The organism is Pseudomonas sp. yb_2 (genome assembly GCF_043103905.1).
In the GTDB taxonomy this organism is placed as follows: domain Bacteria; phylum Pseudomonadota; class Gammaproteobacteria; order Pseudomonadales; family Pseudomonadaceae; genus Aquipseudomonas; species Aquipseudomonas alloputida.
In genome coordinates, this window is the sequence record NZ_JBICKH010000006.1 from 151,891 (window position 1) to 166,993 (window position 15,103).

Below are 15,103 nucleotides of genomic sequence, written 5' to 3' on the forward strand. Positions count from 1 at the left end.
CCATGTAAAGTGCGCGCATTATCCTGTGATTGACCGCCCCTGTCACTTGGCCGCGTACGAAGGCGCACATCGGGGTTGTCAGCACGCTTGCCACAGGCTCAAACTGGCAGCTTTTCCGCTGGTGCGCGACGACGCGGCCAGGCCCGTCCAGAGCGCTGGAACACACAGCGCCATTCGTATCGATCATTCGGGGATCCTGACATGGAACTGGTTGTAAAAAGCGTAGCTGCTGCATCCGTAAAAACCGCCACACTGGTCCTTCCGGTAGGTGAAAACCGCAAGCTCGGCACTGTTGCCCAGGCTGTCGACCAGGCCTGCGAAGGCGCCATCAGCGCCGTGCTCAAGCGCGGCGACCTGGCCGGCAAGCCGGGCCAGACCCTGCTGCTACAGAACCTTTCGGGCCTGAAAGCCGAGCGCGTGCTGCTGGTGGGCAGCGGCAAGGAAGAAGCCCTGGGCGACCGCGCCTGGCGCAAACTGGTGGCCAGTGTCGCTGGCGTGCTCAAGGGCCTGAACGGCGCTGATGCAGTACTGGCCCTGGACGATATCGCGGTCAGCAACCGCGACGCCCATTACGGCAAGTACCGCCTGCTGGCCGAAACCCTGCTGGACGGCGAATATGTGTTCGACCGTTTCAAGAGCCAGAAAGCCGAGCCGCGCGCGCTGAAAAAGGTCACCCTGCTGGCCGACAAAGCCGGCCAGGCCGAAGTCGAGCGTGCGGTCAAGCATGCCAGCGCCATCGCCAGCGGCATGGCCTTCACCCGCGACCTCGGCAACCTGCCGCCCAACCTTTGCCACCCAAGCTACCTGGCCGAACAGGCGAAGGAGCTGGGCAAGGCACACAAGGCCCTCAAGGTTGAAGTGCTGGACGAGAAAAAGATCAAGGACCTGGGCATGGGCGCGTTCTACGCCGTGGGCCAGGGCAGCGACCAGCCGCCACGCCTGATCGTGCTCAATTACCAGGGCGGTAAAAAGGCCGACAAGCCATTCGTGCTGGTGGGTAAAGGCATTACCTTCGACACCGGCGGCATCAGCCTCAAGCCAGGCGCCGGCATGGATGAAATGAAGTACGACATGTGCGGCGCCGCCAGCGTGTTCGGCACCCTGCGTGCAGTGCTCGAGCTGCAACTGCCGATCAACCTGGTGTGCCTGCTGGCCTGCGCCGAGAACATGCCAAGCGGCGGCGCCACCCGCCCAGGTGACATCGTCACCACCATGAGCGGCCAGACCGTGGAAATCCTCAACACCGACGCTGAAGGCCGCCTGGTGCTGTGCGACACCCTGACCTACGCCGAGCGCTTCAAGCCGCAGGCGGTCATCGACATCGCCACCCTGACCGGCGCCTGCATCGTCGCCCTGGGCAGCCACACCTCCGGCCTGATGGGCAATAACGACGACCTGGTCGGGCAGTTGCTCGATGCCGGCAAGCGCGCCGACGACCGTGCCTGGCAGTTGCCGCTGTTCGAGGAATACCAGGAGCAACTGGACAGCCCGTTCGCCGACATGGGCAACATCGGTGGGCCGAAGGCCGGTACGATCACCGCGGGTTGCTTCCTGTCGCGCTTCGCAAAAGCCTACAACTGGGCGCACTTGGACATTGCCGGTACCGCCTGGGTCAGTGGCGGCAAGGACAAAGGCGCCACTGGCCGCCCGGTACCTCTGCTGACCCAGTACCTGCTGGACCGCGCTGGCGCCTGAAGCCGTGAAGCCGGTGGTGCCTTGCGCGCCACCGGCCGGCGATTCCCACCATGAGCAAAGTCGACTTCTACATTCTGCCCACCGACTCGCTGTCGGCGCGGCTCGATTTCGCCTGCAAGCTGTGCGAGAAGGCCTGGCGCCTCGGCCACCGGGTCTATCTGCACTGCCAGGATGCCGAACAGCGCAGTAAACTGGACCAACGCCTGTGGCGCTTCAAGGGCGAGGCCTTCGTGCCCCACGACCTCGCCGAGGTGCATGCCGATGCTGACGTGGTTCTGGGCCTGGCTGACAACGCCGGCGAGCACCACGGTCTGCTGATCAACCTCGGCGCCAGCGTGCCGGGTTTTGTCGGGCAGTTCGAGCGGGTGGCCGAAATCGTTGTTGAAGAGCCGGCTATCCGCCAATCAGCCCGTGAGCGATTCCGTTTCTACCGCGAACAGGGCTATGCTCTGCAAGACCACCGCTTACAGCGACTTTGACGACGATGGACAAGCCCTCCCCTTTGCCAGATTCCGCCCATCTGCTCGATGACCTCGAGTCGATCCGTCAGCTGCTTGGCGACGCCGACCTGCAACCGCCGCTGCTCACCGAGACGGTAGAGCAGATTCCGTTGCTGCTGGACGAAGCCGCCAGCGACCCCGCGGCGCCCGCCGAACCGGTAGCTGCCGAACCCCAGGACGACCCGCAGACCCGCCGCCAGGACACCCTGCTGCACCTGGAAAGCGAGCTGCGCGCCGCAGCGCAGATGATCATGCAGGACGTGATCAACGACTTTACCCCGCATATCGAGAACGAAATCAAGCGCCGGCTGGATGCGCGGATCGAGCGGCTGATCAAGCGTTCCGAGTAGAACCGGCAACGGTGTCGCCTGCGGCCCCCAGCTTGGTTATACTTCCCGGCTTTCCCGAATAAATGCACAGGGTCCCGCCGCGCATGGATAAGACCTACCAGCCGCACGCAATCGAAACTTCCTGGTACAACACCTGGGAGTCCGAGAACTATTTCGCTCCACAAGGTGCAGGCGAGTCCTACACCATCATGATCCCGCCGCCGAACGTAACCGGCAGCCTGCACATGGGCCACGGGTTCAACAACGCGATCATGGACGCCCTGATCCGTTTCCGCCGCATGCAAGGCCGCGACACCCTGTGGCAGCCAGGCACCGATCACGCGGGTATCGCCACGCAGATGCTGGTCGAGCGCCAACTTGAAGCCAAAGGCCAGAACCGTCATGACCTGGGCCGCGAAAAGTTCCTGGAAAAAGTCTGGGAATGGAAGGATCAGTCCGGTGGCAACATCAGCCGCCAGATTCGCCGCCTGGGCTCGTCGGTAGACTGGAGCCGCGAGCGCTTCACCATGGACGACGGCCTCTCCGAAGCAGTGAAAGAAGCGTTCGTGCGCCTGCATGAAGACGGCCTTATCTACCGCGGCAAGCGCCTGGTCAACTGGGACACCAAGCTGCACACAGCCATCTCCGACCTCGAAGTGGAAAACCACGACGAGAAAGGCCACCTGTGGAACCTGCGCTACCCGCTGGCCGACGGCGCCAAGACCGCCGAAGGCCAGGACTACCTGGTAGTTGCCACCACGCGTCCGGAAACCCTGCTGGGTGACGCTGCCGTGGCCGTCAACCCGAACGACGAACGCTATCAGGCACTGATCGGCAAATTCGTCGAACTGCCATTGGTCGGCCGCCGCATCCCGATCATCGCCGATGACTACTGCGACCCCGAGTTCGGTACCGGTTGCGTGAAGATCACACCGGCCCACGACTTCAACGACTACGAAGTCGGCAAGCGTCATAACCTGCCGCTGCTGAACATCTTCGACAAGAACGCCTTCGTGCTGGCCAGCGCCCAGGCCTTCAACCTCGACGGCAGCGTTAACGAGCAGGTCGACACCCAGCTGCCGGCCCAGTACGCCAACCTTGACCGCTTTGTCGCGCGCAAGCAGATCGTCGCCGACCTGGACGCCCAGGGCCTGCTGGTCAGCATCGACGACCACGCCCTGAAAGTGCCGAAAGGCGACCGCTCCGGCACGGTCATCGAGCCGTGGCTGACCGACCAGTGGTACGTTTCCACCAAGCCGCTGGCAGAGCCTGCCATCGCCGCCGTGGAAGATGGCCGCATCCAGTTCGTGCCCAAGCAATACGAGAACATGTACTTCTCCTGGATGCGCGATATCCAGGACTGGTGCATCAGCCGCCAGCTGTGGTGGGGCCATCGCATTCCTGCGTGGTACGACGAGGCAGGCCAGGTCTACGTTGGCCGCAACGAGGAAGAAGTGCGCGCCAAGCACAAGCTGGGCGCCGACGTGGTCCTGCGTCAGGATGACGACGTACTCGACACCTGGTTCAGCTCGGGCCTGTGGACATTCTCCACCCTGGGCTGGCCGGAACAGACCGAATTCCTCAAGAAGTTCCACTCCACCGACGTGCTGGTGACTGGCTTCGACATCATCTTCTTCTGGGTTGCGCGCATGATCATGCTGACCATGCACCTGATCAAGAACGAAGACGGCACCCCGCAGGTACCGTTCAAGACCGTGTACGTGCACGGCCTGGTACGTGACGGCCAGGGCCAGAAGATGTCCAAGTCCAAGGGCAACGTGCTGGACCCGCTGGACATCGTCGACGGCATTACCCTCGACGCCCTGCTGGAAAAACGCACCAGCGGCATGATGCAGCCCAAGCTTGCCGAGAAGATCGCCAAGCAGACCAAGGCCGAGTTCCCCGAAGGTATTGCCAGCTACGGCACCGACGCCCTGCGCTTCACCTTCTGCTCGCTGGCCTCGACCGGCCGCGACATCAAGTTCGACATGGGCCGCGTCGAAGGCTACCGCAACTTCTGCAACAAGATCTGGAACGCAGCCCGCTACGTGCTGGACAAGGGTGAAGACTGCGGCCAGAACGGCGAAGCCTACGAGCTGTCGCTGGCCGACCGCTGGATCATCTCGCAGCTTCAGCGTACCGAAGCCGAAGTAACCCGCCAGCTGGAGCAGTTCCGCTTTGACCTGGCCAGCCAGGCGCTGTACGAGTTTATCTGGAACCAGTACTGCGACTGGTACCTGGAGCTGTCCAAACCGGTACTGTGGGACGAAAACGCCCCGGTAGAGCGCGCCCGTGGCACCCGCCGCACCTTGGTGCGCGTGCTGGAAGTGGCACTGCGTCTTGCGCATCCGTTCATGCCGTTCATCACCGAAGAAATCTGGCAGCGCATCGCGCCGCTGGCCGGCATCGACGGCAAGACCATCATGCTGCAGCCATGGCCAGTGGCCAACGAAGCACGTATTGACGCCGCTGCCGAAGGCGACATCGAGTGGCTGAAAGAGTTGATGGTCGGCCTGCGCAATATCCGCGCCGAAATGAACATCGGCCCCGGCAAGCCGCTGCCGCTGTTCCTGAAGAACGCCAACGCCGACGACCAGCGCCGTCTGCAGGAAAACGAAGCGCTGCTGAAGAAGCTGGCCAAGGTCGAGTCATTCACCGTACTGGGTGATGCCGACGAAGCGCCGCTGTCCGCTACCGCCCTGGTAGGTGACCTGCAAGTGCTGGTGCCAATGGCCGGGCTGATCGACAAGGATGCCGAGCTGGCGCGCCTGAACAAGGAAATCCAGCGTCTGCAAGGTGAAGTGCAACGTGTTGGCGGCAAGCTGTCCAACGCAGCCTTCGTCGACAAGGCCCCGCCTGCGGTGATCGAGAAGGAACGCGCCAAGCTGGCCGAGTCCGAACAGGCCCTGGCCAACTTCACCGAGCAGCATGCGCGGATTGCAGCGCTGTAATCACTAGAGAGACCGTTGGGGCCGCTGTACGGCCCTTTCGCGACACAAGGCCGCTCCCACAGGACGGCGCCAACCTTCAAGGCGCCACCCTCCTGTGGGAGCGGCCTTGTGTCGCAAAAGGGCTGCGCAGCAGCCCCAGGGTCTTCAAGCCACCGCTCGTATAGGGCTGGACACTGCCATGACCCCGAACAAACCCACCCTGCACCCGCGCAACCGCCACCAGGGTCGCTACGACTTCCCCAGCCTGATCAAGGCCCACCCTGATCTGGCCCGTTTCACCATCACCAACCCCCACGGCAAGCCCAGCATCGACTTTGCCAACCCCGAAGCCGTCCGCGTGTTCAACCGTGCACTGCTCAAGGCCCAGTACGGCATCCAGCACTGGGACATCCCAGCCGATTACCTGTGCCCGCCCATTCCTGGCCGTGCCGACTACATCCACGTAGCCGCCGATCTGTTGGCCGATGACAATGCCGGCGACGTCCCAAGGGGTGCCCAAGTGCGCGCGCTGGACATCGGCGTGGGGGCCAACTGCATCTATCCACTGCTGGGCTACAGTGACTACCGCTGGCGCTTCCTCGGCTCGGACATCGACCCGGTGGCGCTGGCCTCGGCCAAGGCTATCGTCCAGGCCAATGGCCTGGGCAAAGCCATTACCCTGCGCCAGCAGGCCAGCCGAGCTCACATCCTCAGCGGCCTGCTGCAGGAGGGCGAACGCTTTGACCTGACCCTGTGCAACCCGCCCTTCCATGCCTCACGCGACGAAGCCACCCGCGGCAGCCAGCGCAAATGGAAGAACCTCGGCAAACAGGACCCCAAACGCAAGCTGCCCGTGCTGAACTTCGGTGGCCAGAACAATGAACTGTGGTGCGAGGGTGGCGAAATCCGCTTTGTCACCCAGCTGATCGGCGAAAGCGTGCAGTACGCCGAACGGGTACTTTGGTTCACCAGCCTGGTGTCCAAGGCCAGCAACCTGCCGGGCATCGAAGCCGCGTTGAAGAAGTCCGGCGCCAAGGCCGTACGCATCATTGAGATGGGCCAGGGGCAGAAACAGAGCCGCATGGTCGCCTGGAGCTTCCTTGACGACGCCGCACGCCAAGCCTGGCACGCCCAGCGTAAATCACAGGCATGAAAAAACCGCGCCCGGGCAAGCCGGGCGCGGTTTCGTCAAAGCAACAATTACTTGTTGATGGCGTCGGTCAGCACTTTGGCTGGAACGAACTTGACGACTTTCTTGGCAGCGATTTCGATGGCAGCGCCAGTCGAAGGGTTGCGGCCGGTACGGGCAGGACGCTCGGAGACTTTCAGCTTGCCGATGCCTGGCAGAGTGATTTCAGCGCCGTTTTCCAGTTGGTCAGCAACGATCTGGCCCAGTTGCTCCAGAGCGTTCTTGGCGGTGGCTTTTGGCGCGGCGATCGATTCGGCGATGTCGGCAATCAGTTGGTCTTTGGTCAATGCCATGGTGGTGTTCCTTCCCTATCAAATTCGATGGTTAAGCAGCGGACTACGACGTTATCGGGCCAGCCCCTTGAAATGGAGGGCCGCGCCAATTGCGTATGTAGATACGAAAATCAGCGTTTGGTTCGACACGACGAAAGCTTGCTGCCAGCAATGCGCACACGAGGGGCGCAAGACCGCGCAAAACTACCACATGAATGGATAAATATCCGCTTCGCACTTTGATTAAATGCAGGTTTTTCGGGGGTTTCAGCTGAAAACACAGAAAATTGAACAAAAAACGAACAACCGACATATCTGCCAACATACGGCCACTGCATCACCTCAGGTCTAGGTTAAACTTGGCAACTTTTGCAGCTCGCCGAGAATTCCATGCCAATCCGTCATTGCATCGTTCACCTGATCGACAAAAAGCCCGATGGCAGCCCCGCCGTGCTGCATGCTCGCGACTCCGAACTGGCTGCCTCCGATGCCATCGAAAACCTCCTGGCCGACCTCAATGACAGCTACAACGCCAAGCAAGGCAAGGCCTGGGGCTTTTTCCACGGCGAATCGGGCGCCTACCCGCTGAGCGGCTGGCTGAAGCAGTACCTGGATGAAGAAAAAGACTTCACCGCCTTCAGCCGCGTAGCTGTCGAGCATCTGCAGAAGCTGATGGAAGAGTCCAACCTGTCCACCGGCGGCCACATCCTGTTTGCCCACTATCAGCAAGGCATGACCGAGTACCTGGCGATCGCCCTGCTGCACCATAGCGAAGGCGTGGCGGTGAATGCCCAGCTCGACGTGACCCCTTCCCGTCACCTCGACCTTGGCCAGTTGCACCTGGCAGCACGCATCAACCTGTCGGAGTGGAAGAACAACCAGAACTCCAGGCAGTATATTTCGTTCATCAAGGGCAAGAACGGCAAGAAGGTGTCGGATTACTTCCGCGACTTCATAGGCTGCCAGGAAGGCGTCGACGGCCCGGGCGAAACCCGCACCCTGCTCAAGGCCTTCAGCGATTTCGTCGAAAGCGAAGACCTGCCGGAAGAATCCGCCCGCGAAAAGACCCAGACCCTGGTCGAGTACGCCACCACCCAGACCAAGCTGGGCGAGCCGGTGACGCTCGAAGAGCTGTCCAGCCTGATCGACGAGGACCGCCCCAAAGCGTTCTACGACCACATCCGCAACAAGGACTACGGCCTGTCGCCGGAAATTCCTGCTGACAAACGCACCCTCAACCAGTTCCGCCGTTTCACCGGGCGTGCCGAGGGGCTGTCGATCAGCTTCGAGGCGCATCTGCTGGGGGACAAGGTGGAGTATGACGAAGCAGCGGGGACCTTGATCATCAAGGGGCTGCCGACAACCTTGGTGGATCAGCTGAAGCGCCGCAAGGACTGATTTCCCCCAAGCCGCCAAAGGAGGCCACCAGTGCCTCCTTCGCCGACTTGCGCAGCCGTTTCACCAACCGCTCCTGGCGCAGCGCCGCGCTCTTGTCCGGCCACTGCTCCACATACACCAGCGCCTGGGCCGGGCTGGTCTTGAAATAGCGGGCGCCCTGCCCTTTCTGATGCGCGGCGAACCGACGCTGCGGGTCATCGCTGATGCCGCAATACAACGAGCCATTGGCAGCCCTTACCAGATAGACAAACCAGGGCTTACCCATGGCAGGTTCGACGACTTCACTCACCCTGGGCCTGCTGGAATGCGCGCAGCCCCTTGAATGCCTGCAGGCGGACCTTGTTCTGCATCAGCGGCGACCACCCCAGCAGCATTCCAGGAACACCCAACGCTTGCCGCGACCAGCGCCACAGGTCAAAGGTGTCGTCATGCTGGCAAATCAGCCCATCACGAATGACAAAGCGTGCCTGGATATCGTTGACCACAACACGGCCGGTCTGGCTGAACAGGTAGGTAGCCACCCAGTGCGCGCTGCCACTGTGCTCATCTGCGCGAATGCTGTCGAATGTCAGGGTGAAGTTCTTGGCGCGGGTGGTGAGCATCCGCCACATATCGCCTGCGTCCTTGCCGCGCAGGGTGCCGAACACCGGGTCGCTGAAAACGATATCGTCGCTGTAGCAGGCCAGCATGGCGTCGGCATCCAGGCGCTGGAAAGCCTGGTAGAAACGGGTGATCAGGGCGCGGTTGGCATCACTCATTGGGGGCTGGTCCGTCCTAGGTTCGAAAACTGCACGATAATCTGCCCCGGTGGCTTATGCCAGTCCCGCCCTCTTGGCAGGCACGAGGACGGGACAGCTAAAACAGGCCTCAGACTTTTTCGCAGGTCACCTGCACATGCAGCGCCCGCCCGGCACCCAGCCCGAACACCACGGCGCCAACGCCCAGCACCGCAAAAATCCAACCCAGTGCCGTCCAGCCGCCGGTCAGGTCATGCACCAGCCCCACCGCAAAAGGCCCCATCGAGGCCAGGGTATAACCCACCCCTTGGGCCATGCTCGACAAGTTCGCCGCCACGTGGGCGTCCTTCGAGCGCAGCACGATCAAGGTCAGCGCCAGGGCAAAGGTACCGCCCTGCCCCAGGCCCAGCACAATGGCCCACCCCCACAACCCGGAAAGTGGCGCATACAGGCAACCGAACAGCCCCGCCAGCGTACCCGACATGACCAGCACGATCGCCAGCCGCTGGTCCTTGCCGCGGGTGGCCAGCCAGGGGGCACTGAGCGAGCTGATCAACTGCACGATTACCGACCCTGACAGCACCAGCCCTGCCTCGGTAGGGCTGAGGCCGCGACCGATCAGGATCGATGGCAACCAACCGAACACGATGTAAGCCAGTGATGACTGCAGGCCCATATACAGGGTCACCTGCCAGGCCAGTGGGTCACGCCACAAACCTCGCACGCGATAGGCCACCTTGTGTAGGCCATGCCCCTGACGGGCCTGTGGCAGCCACACCAGCATGGCCAGCAAAGCCGGCAGCACCCAGAAGCCCAACCCTAGTGCCCAGCTGCCGTCGAAATGCTGGGCCAAAGGTACGGTGGCACCCGCGGCCATGGCCGCGCCCAGGCATAATGCCATGGTGTATACACCGGTCAGCGTGCCAGCGTGCTGTGGAAAGTCGCGTTTGACGATACCTGGCAACAATACGCCGATAATGCCGATGCTGGCCCCCGCCATCAGGCTGCCGAGGAACACCCCGATAGCCCCAAAGGTACTTCGTACCACGAGGCCAAGTGCCAGGGTGAGGAGGATGCCAAGAATCACCCGCTCGCTGCCAAAGCGCCGCGCCAGCACCGGCGCCAAGGGAGCAAACAGGCCCAGGCAGAGCACCGGCAAGGTGGTCAGCAAGCCAGCCTGCGAAGCATTCAGCCCCAAGCCTTCAGATACTTGGCCCAGCACCGGCGCCATGCTCGACAATGCCGGGCGCAGGTTCAAGGCCACCAGCACCAGGCCCAGCAGCAACAGCCAGGGCCGCCGCAACACCACAGCCTGCTGCTGGACCTGTTCGTCGTCAGCTTCAGCGTCGATCAGCAGCTCATCGAGATCCCGCTCGTTCGACGGGGAATTACGGGTGATGGATTCAGCCATGGCCTTCTCGGTCTCAGGATTCAATGAGGATACGGGTCAGGCGCTTGGCCCGTTCAGCGTCACGTTGCTCGATGGCGTCGAGGATCTGCCCATGCAAGTCGAACGTGGCCTGGCAGCGCGGAACGGTGGCCATATTGTGTTGCAGAGCGGCAGCCACGACCCCGGAAAAGTAACGGTACAGCTCGCTTAATGCCGGGTTGTGGGCGGCATCGACCAGCCGCTGGTGGAACACCAGGTCGCAGGCCACATAGGCATCGACATCGCCGTGAAAATGCCCGGCACTGCCTTCCAGGGCATCCCGTAGCGCTTGCAGGTCGGCATCGGTACGGCGCAAGGCCGCCAGCCCGACGGCCTCCGCCTCGAGAATATGGCGGGTTTCACGGGCCTGCTCGGGCGTACACCGGGACATCGCGTGCACCGCCTGCAGCGGGTCCTGGGCAGTGCGCAGGTAGCTGCCGTCGCCCTGGCGAATTTCCACCAGGCCACTGAACGCCAGCACGCGCATGGCCTCACGCACGGTGTTGCGGCTGATGCCCAGCTGCAAGGCAAGCTCTGGCTCGGTAGGCAGGCGCTGACCGACCTGCCAATCGCCCAACACGATGCATTCGCGCATGCGCTCTACCGCCAACTCCACCAGGGAGCGCTTGGTCAGCTCTGTATTCATGCCACTCAACCAATCATCCGACGAATTGAGGCAGCTTACTGGATTGCAGGCAAAGAGGTAAACCACCTGGTATTTCTGCCAGTTGTGGGCATGCCACTTTGTTGCAACGCTCGTTGCGTGCTTTCAAGGATGCGACCCCATGCGACTGGCAAGTTTGCTGTTATTGCTGTTCCTGGCCCTGCAGCCGGGCTGTGACCCGGCCCGGCACCCGAGCCGCCCTAAAACCTTGCTCATCGGCCTTGACGGCGTGCAATTGCAGCAGTACCTGCAACTGGGCGATGCGACCAACCTGAAGCAGCGGCTGCACTACGGCAAGGCTTACGCCGGGGGGATCAATGGTAAAGCCAGCGAGCAACCCACCTTGAGCGGCCCAGGCTGGATCACTTTGCTGACCGGCGTGTGGAGCGACAAGCATGGCGTTGAATCGGACGACGACTCGCAACGGATAAACCCGGCGTTTCCTAGCCTGTTCAAGCGGCTACGCCTGGCCTACCCCAATGCCTACCTCTCCAGCATCGTCAACTGGTCGCCCATCAACACGGCATTTCTGCTGGAGGACGCCCATGGCGCCGATGTACGCGAAAGTGGCTTGCCAGATGAACAGGTGATCGAACGAACGTTGCAGATCCTCGGCGACACACCCGCTGATTTCACGTTCATTCAACTGGACGAACCTGACCAGATTGGCCATCACAGGGGTTATGGTGAGCGCTATGCGCAGGCGTTGCGCAAGGCCGACAGCGAGATCGGACGGCTATTGGACAAGGTAGACCAGCGGCGTCGCATGTTCCCACAGGAAGACTGGCTGGTACTCGTCAGTACCAACCATGGCCGGGACTATTGGGGCAAAGGCCATGGCGGCGCTTCGGAGCAGGAAAAGAGCATTTTCATCGCCAGCAACAAACCGTTGAATCAGGAACTGACCGAGCTGAGCATTCCTGTGGAAATGCCTGGGCCCGGCGGTCTGTACGGGCTTCCCGCGCAGACCTCGGTAGCGCCCACGGTGCTGCGCCACATGGGCCTCAAGCTGCAGCCGGAATGGCTATTGGACGGCACGCCTTTACTGGGTGATACCGGCGTGCGCAAGGCGCGGGCAGATGAAAACTAAGGACGGCTACGCTGGAACAGTAACGCCAAGGGTTATCTGACCATTATCAAGAACGGCCATGTGGTTGCCCAGGTTGCGGCCAGAGACGAGCAATGGACCGATCCGGAGGGGATGGACAAGCAGAACGATTATGCACTGGTACTGGATGGTACACCGGCGGCAGTGCGCAACAGGCCGGCAGCCAAGCCGTTTGTAATCGAAGACCGCCGCTATTGAGCCCCCCGGTAGGAGCGGGTTCACCCGCGAATGGGCCGGGCCTGCTGGCCAATTTCCACCGACCGTTCGCCGCTGCCGCCGCTATCGTATTCGCGGGTAAACCCGCTCCTACACGTCAGCTCAACGCATCCAGCAGTGCCTGGTTCATTTCCGGCGTACCGATGGTAATCCGCAGGAACTGGGCAATACGCGGCTGCTTGAAGTGACGCACGATCACGCCCTGCTCGCGCAAGCGTGCCGCCAGCTCGCCGGCATCCTGCTGCGGGTGGCGGGCGAAGATGAAGTTGGCAGCCGACGGCAGCACCTCAAAACCCTTGGCCTGCAGCTGACCGACCAACACCTCGCGGCTGTCTATTACCTTGCGGCAGGTTTCCTCGAAGTACTCACGGTCTTCGAACGCCACCGCCGCGCCGACGATAGCTGCACGGTCCAGTGGATAGGAGTTGAAGCTGTTCTTGATCCGCTCCAACGCCTCGATCAGGTCCGGATGCCCCACCGCCAGGCCCACTCGTAGCCCCGCCAGCGAGCGCGACTTCGACAGCGTCTGGGTAACCAGCAGGTTATCGTAGCGGTCCACCAGGCTGATCGCCGTTTCACCACCGAAATCGATGTAGGCCTCATCCACCACCACCACCGAATCACGGTTGGCCTGCAGCAACTCCTCCACCACCTGCAACGGCATCAGGCAACCGGTCGGCGCGTTGGGGTTGGGGAAGATGATGCCAGCGTTGGGCTTTTTGTAGTCCTCAATGCGGATCTGGAACTGCTCATCCAGCGCCACCTGTTCGAAGGCAATGCCGTACAGGCCACAGTAGACCGGGTAGAAGCTGTAGCTGATGTCCGGGAACAGCAGCGGCGCATCGTGCTGGAACAGGCCGTGGAAGATGTGCGCCAGCACCTCGTCCGAGCCGTTGCCGACAAACACCTGCGCCGGGGTCACGCCGTAGTACTCGGCCACCGCTTGCTTGAGACGGTCACCGTTCGGGTCCGGGTACAGGCGCAGGTTATCGTTCAGCTCGCCGCGCATGGCCTCCAGCGCCTTGGGCGACGGGCCATAGGGGTTTTCGTTGGTGTTCAGCTTGACCAGGCGGGCCAGCTTGGGTTGCTCGCCCGGCACGTAAGGCACCAGGTCCTTGACGAAGGGGCTCCAGAATCGACTCATGCTCAGTTCCCCTTCTCTTGGGTCAAAATACGGTATTCAGCGCTGCGGGCGTGGGCGGTCAGCGACTCGCCACGGGCCAGGACCGAGGCAGTGTGGCCCAGTTCGGACGCGCCCTGTTCGGAGCAGAAGATGATCGACGAACGCTTCTGGAAGTCATACACCCCCAGCGGCGACGAAAAACGCGCGGTACCTGAAGTGGGCAGCACGTGGTTAGGGCCAGCGCAGTAATCGCCCAGCGCTTCGCTGGTGTGGCGGCCCATGAAGATCGCGCCAGCGTGACGAATGTGTGGCAGCCAGGCTTGAGGGTCGGCCACCGACAGCTCCAGGTGCTCCGGTGCGATGCGGTTGGCCACGTCCATGGCCTGCTGCATGTCACGCACCTGGATCAGCGCACCACGGCCATTGATCGACTTCTCGATGATATCGGCACGTTCCATGGTCGGCATCAGCTTGTCGATGCTGGCAGCCACGCGATCGAGGAAAGCAGCATCCGGGCTGACCAGGATGGCCTGGGCGTCTTCGTCGTGCTCGGCCTGGGAGAACAGGTCCATGGCGATCCAGTCCGGGTCGGTCTGGCCGTCGCACACCACGAGAATTTCCGAGGGGCCGGCGATCATGTCAATGCCTACCTGGCCGAACACGTGGCGCTTGGCGGTGGCAACGTAGATGTTGCCCGGGCCGACGATCTTGTCCACCTGCGGCACGCTTTCAGTCCCGTAGGCCAGCGCAGCCACGGCCTGGGCGCCACCGACGGTGAACACCCGGTCGACACCAGCGATGCAGGCAGCCGCCAGTACCAGCTCGTTGACCTCACCCCGCGGGGTCGGCACCACCATCACCACTTCAGTCACGCCGGCAACCTTGGCCGGGATGGCGTTCATCAGCACCGACGACGGGTACGACGCCTTGCCGCCCGGCACATACAGGCCAGCACGGTCCAGCGGGGTGACCTTCTGGCCGAGCACGGTGCCGTCGGCCTCGGTGTACTGCCAGGAATCCTGCTTCTGCCGCTCGTGATAAATGCGCACACGGTTGGCGGCCTTTTCCAGGGCCTCGCGCTGGACCGGGGTAATACGGGTCAGCGCCAGTTCCAGGCGCGCGCGATCGAGGATCAGGTCGTCAATCGACTTGGCGTCAACACCATCGAAACGCTGGGTGAATTCCACCAGCGCCGCATCACCGCGTTCACGCACGGCCTTGATGATGTCGAGCACGCGCTGATTGACCGCGTCATCGGACACACTTTCCCAGCTCAGCAGATGATCCAGATGTCGGGCGAAATCCGGATCAGCGGCGTTGAGACGGGCAATTGCAGTGGACACGGTCATGGCGAGGGCCTCGTAATATTAGCGAATGCTCAGGCGCCCTAGGGGATTGTGCGAAAAGTGCCTGCGCGACGATCATGCTACGTTAAAAACAGGCTCGGTATGCTCATTTGCAACCAGCAAAGTCGGGCGCGACCCCGGCCGTTCCTCGCCTGTTTTCGTTCTTG

The 15,103-nt window shown here is 62.2% G+C and carries 13 protein-coding genes and 1 pseudogene; 7 read left to right on the forward strand and 7 right to left on the reverse strand.

Annotated features, from left to right (window positions below):
- Positions 1-201 precede the first annotated feature (201 nt).
- The 5 genes from ACF8FB_RS01830 (at position 202) to rlmF (ending at position 6,607) form a co-directional block, all read left to right on the forward strand.
- Positions 202-1,695: a leucyl aminopeptidase gene (locus ACF8FB_RS01830; RefSeq protein WP_392510945.1), complete on the forward strand. Its 1,494-nt coding sequence runs from the start codon at positions 202-204 to the stop codon at positions 1,693-1,695.
- A 50-nt stretch (positions 1,696-1,745) separates the two neighbouring features.
- Entirely contained in the window at positions 1,746-2,174 is a 429-nt protein-coding gene (locus tag ACF8FB_RS01835) for a DNA polymerase III subunit chi (RefSeq protein WP_392510947.1), read from the forward strand.
- A 5-nt stretch (positions 2,175-2,179) separates the two neighbouring features.
- Positions 2,180-2,545 (forward strand): DNA polymerase III subunit chi, encoded by a 366-nt coding sequence (locus tag ACF8FB_RS01840; RefSeq protein WP_392510949.1) that lies wholly within the window; start codon positions 2,180-2,182, stop codon positions 2,543-2,545.
- Between the two features lie 83 nt (positions 2,546-2,628).
- Entirely contained in the window at positions 2,629-5,475 is a 2,847-nt protein-coding gene (locus tag ACF8FB_RS01845; RefSeq protein WP_003255103.1) for a valine--tRNA ligase, read from the forward strand.
- Positions 5,476-5,653: 178 nt separating this feature from the next.
- Positions 5,654-6,607 carry a 23S rRNA (adenine(1618)-N(6))-methyltransferase RlmF gene (gene rlmF / locus ACF8FB_RS01850; protein ID WP_392510951.1) on the forward strand — a complete coding sequence of 318 codons (954 nt, stop codon included), beginning with the start codon at positions 5,654-5,656 and terminating at the stop codon, positions 6,605-6,607.
- Positions 6,608-6,654: 47 nt separating this feature from the next.
- On the opposite strand, the gene ACF8FB_RS01855 is transcribed toward rlmF, so the two are convergent.
- The gene (locus ACF8FB_RS01855; RefSeq protein ID WP_003255106.1) at positions 6,655-6,936 is read right to left on the reverse strand and encodes an HU family DNA-binding protein; all 282 of its coding nucleotides are present in this window, start codon (positions 6,934-6,936) and stop codon (positions 6,655-6,657) included.
- A gap of 369 nt (positions 6,937-7,305) precedes the next feature.
- On the opposite strand from ACF8FB_RS01855, the gene yejK reads away from it, so the two are divergent.
- On the forward strand, positions 7,306-8,313 hold the full coding sequence (gene yejK / locus ACF8FB_RS01860; protein WP_010952163.1) for a nucleoid-associated protein YejK: 1,008 nt from the start codon (positions 7,306-7,308) through the stop codon (positions 8,311-8,313).
- On the opposite strand, the gene ACF8FB_RS01865 is transcribed toward yejK, so the two are convergent.
- The 4 genes from ACF8FB_RS01865 to ACF8FB_RS01880 form a co-directional block, all read right to left on the reverse strand.
- Positions 8,261-8,602, reverse strand: a complete 342-nt coding sequence (locus ACF8FB_RS01865; protein ID WP_049586473.1) for a GIY-YIG nuclease family protein — start codon at positions 8,600-8,602, stop codon at positions 8,261-8,263. The genes yejK and ACF8FB_RS01865 overlap by 53 nt on opposite strands.
- Positions 8,595-9,071: a nuclear transport factor 2 family protein gene (locus tag ACF8FB_RS01870; protein WP_010952161.1), complete on the reverse strand. Its 477-nt coding sequence runs from the start codon at positions 9,069-9,071 to the stop codon at positions 8,595-8,597. The genes ACF8FB_RS01865 and ACF8FB_RS01870 overlap by 8 nt, the downstream gene beginning before the upstream one ends.
- Positions 9,072-9,180: 109 nt before the next feature.
- A complete protein-coding gene (locus tag ACF8FB_RS01875) occupies positions 9,181-10,461 on the reverse strand; it encodes a CynX/NimT family MFS transporter (RefSeq protein ID WP_392510952.1) in 1,281 nt (426 codons plus the stop codon).
- A 13-nt stretch (positions 10,462-10,474) separates the two neighbouring features.
- Entirely contained in the window at positions 10,475-11,125 is a 651-nt protein-coding gene (locus ACF8FB_RS01880; RefSeq protein ID WP_010952159.1) for a FadR/GntR family transcriptional regulator, read from the reverse strand.
- 139 nt (positions 11,126-11,264) lie between these two features.
- Here ACF8FB_RS01880 and ACF8FB_RS01885 point away from each other — a divergent pair.
- Positions 11,265-12,449, forward strand: a pseudogene (locus tag ACF8FB_RS01885) (alkaline phosphatase family protein).
- 115 nt (positions 12,450-12,564) lie between these two features.
- On the opposite strand, the gene hisC reads toward ACF8FB_RS01885, so the two are convergent.
- A complete protein-coding gene (gene hisC, locus ACF8FB_RS01890; RefSeq protein ID WP_104960859.1) occupies positions 12,565-13,611 on the reverse strand; it encodes a histidinol-phosphate transaminase in 1,047 nt (348 codons plus the stop codon).
- 2 nt (positions 13,612-13,613) lie between these two features.
- Positions 13,614-14,939, reverse strand: coding sequence for a histidinol dehydrogenase (gene hisD, locus ACF8FB_RS01895; RefSeq protein WP_010952156.1), 1,326 nt, complete (start codon positions 14,937-14,939; stop codon positions 13,614-13,616).
- Positions 14,940-15,103 lie beyond the last annotated feature (164 nt).

Coding starts and splice junctions, on each gene's coding strand:
- ACF8FB_RS01830 (WP_392510945.1), top strand. CDS start 202: ATGGAACTGGTTGTAAAAAGCGTAGCTGCTGCATCCGTAAAAACCGCC.
- ACF8FB_RS01835 (WP_392510947.1), top strand. CDS start 1,746: ATGAGCAAAGTCGACTTCTACATTCTGCCCACCGACTCGCTGTCGGCG.
- ACF8FB_RS01840 (WP_392510949.1), top strand. CDS start 2,180: ATGGACAAGCCCTCCCCTTTGCCAGATTCCGCCCATCTGCTCGATGAC.
- ACF8FB_RS01845 (WP_003255103.1), top strand. CDS start 2,629: ATGGATAAGACCTACCAGCCGCACGCAATCGAAACTTCCTGGTACAAC.
- rlmF (WP_392510951.1), top strand. CDS start 5,654: ATGACCCCGAACAAACCCACCCTGCACCCGCGCAACCGCCACCAGGGT.
- ACF8FB_RS01855 (WP_003255106.1), bottom strand. CDS start 6,936: ATGGCATTGACCAAAGACCAACTGATTGCCGACATCGCCGAATCGATC.
- yejK (WP_010952163.1), top strand. CDS start 7,306: ATGCCAATCCGTCATTGCATCGTTCACCTGATCGACAAAAAGCCCGAT.
- ACF8FB_RS01870 (WP_010952161.1), bottom strand. CDS start 9,071: ATGAGTGATGCCAACCGCGCCCTGATCACCCGTTTCTACCAGGCTTTC.
- ACF8FB_RS01875 (WP_392510952.1), bottom strand. CDS start 10,461: ATGGCTGAATCCATCACCCGTAATTCCCCGTCGAACGAGCGGGATCTC.
- ACF8FB_RS01880 (WP_010952159.1), bottom strand. CDS start 11,125: ATGAATACAGAGCTGACCAAGCGCTCCCTGGTGGAGTTGGCGGTAGAG.
- hisC (WP_104960859.1), bottom strand. CDS start 13,611: ATGAGTCGATTCTGGAGCCCCTTCGTCAAGGACCTGGTGCCTTACGTG.
- hisD (WP_010952156.1), bottom strand. CDS start 14,939: ATGACCGTGTCCACTGCAATTGCCCGTCTCAACGCCGCTGATCCGGAT.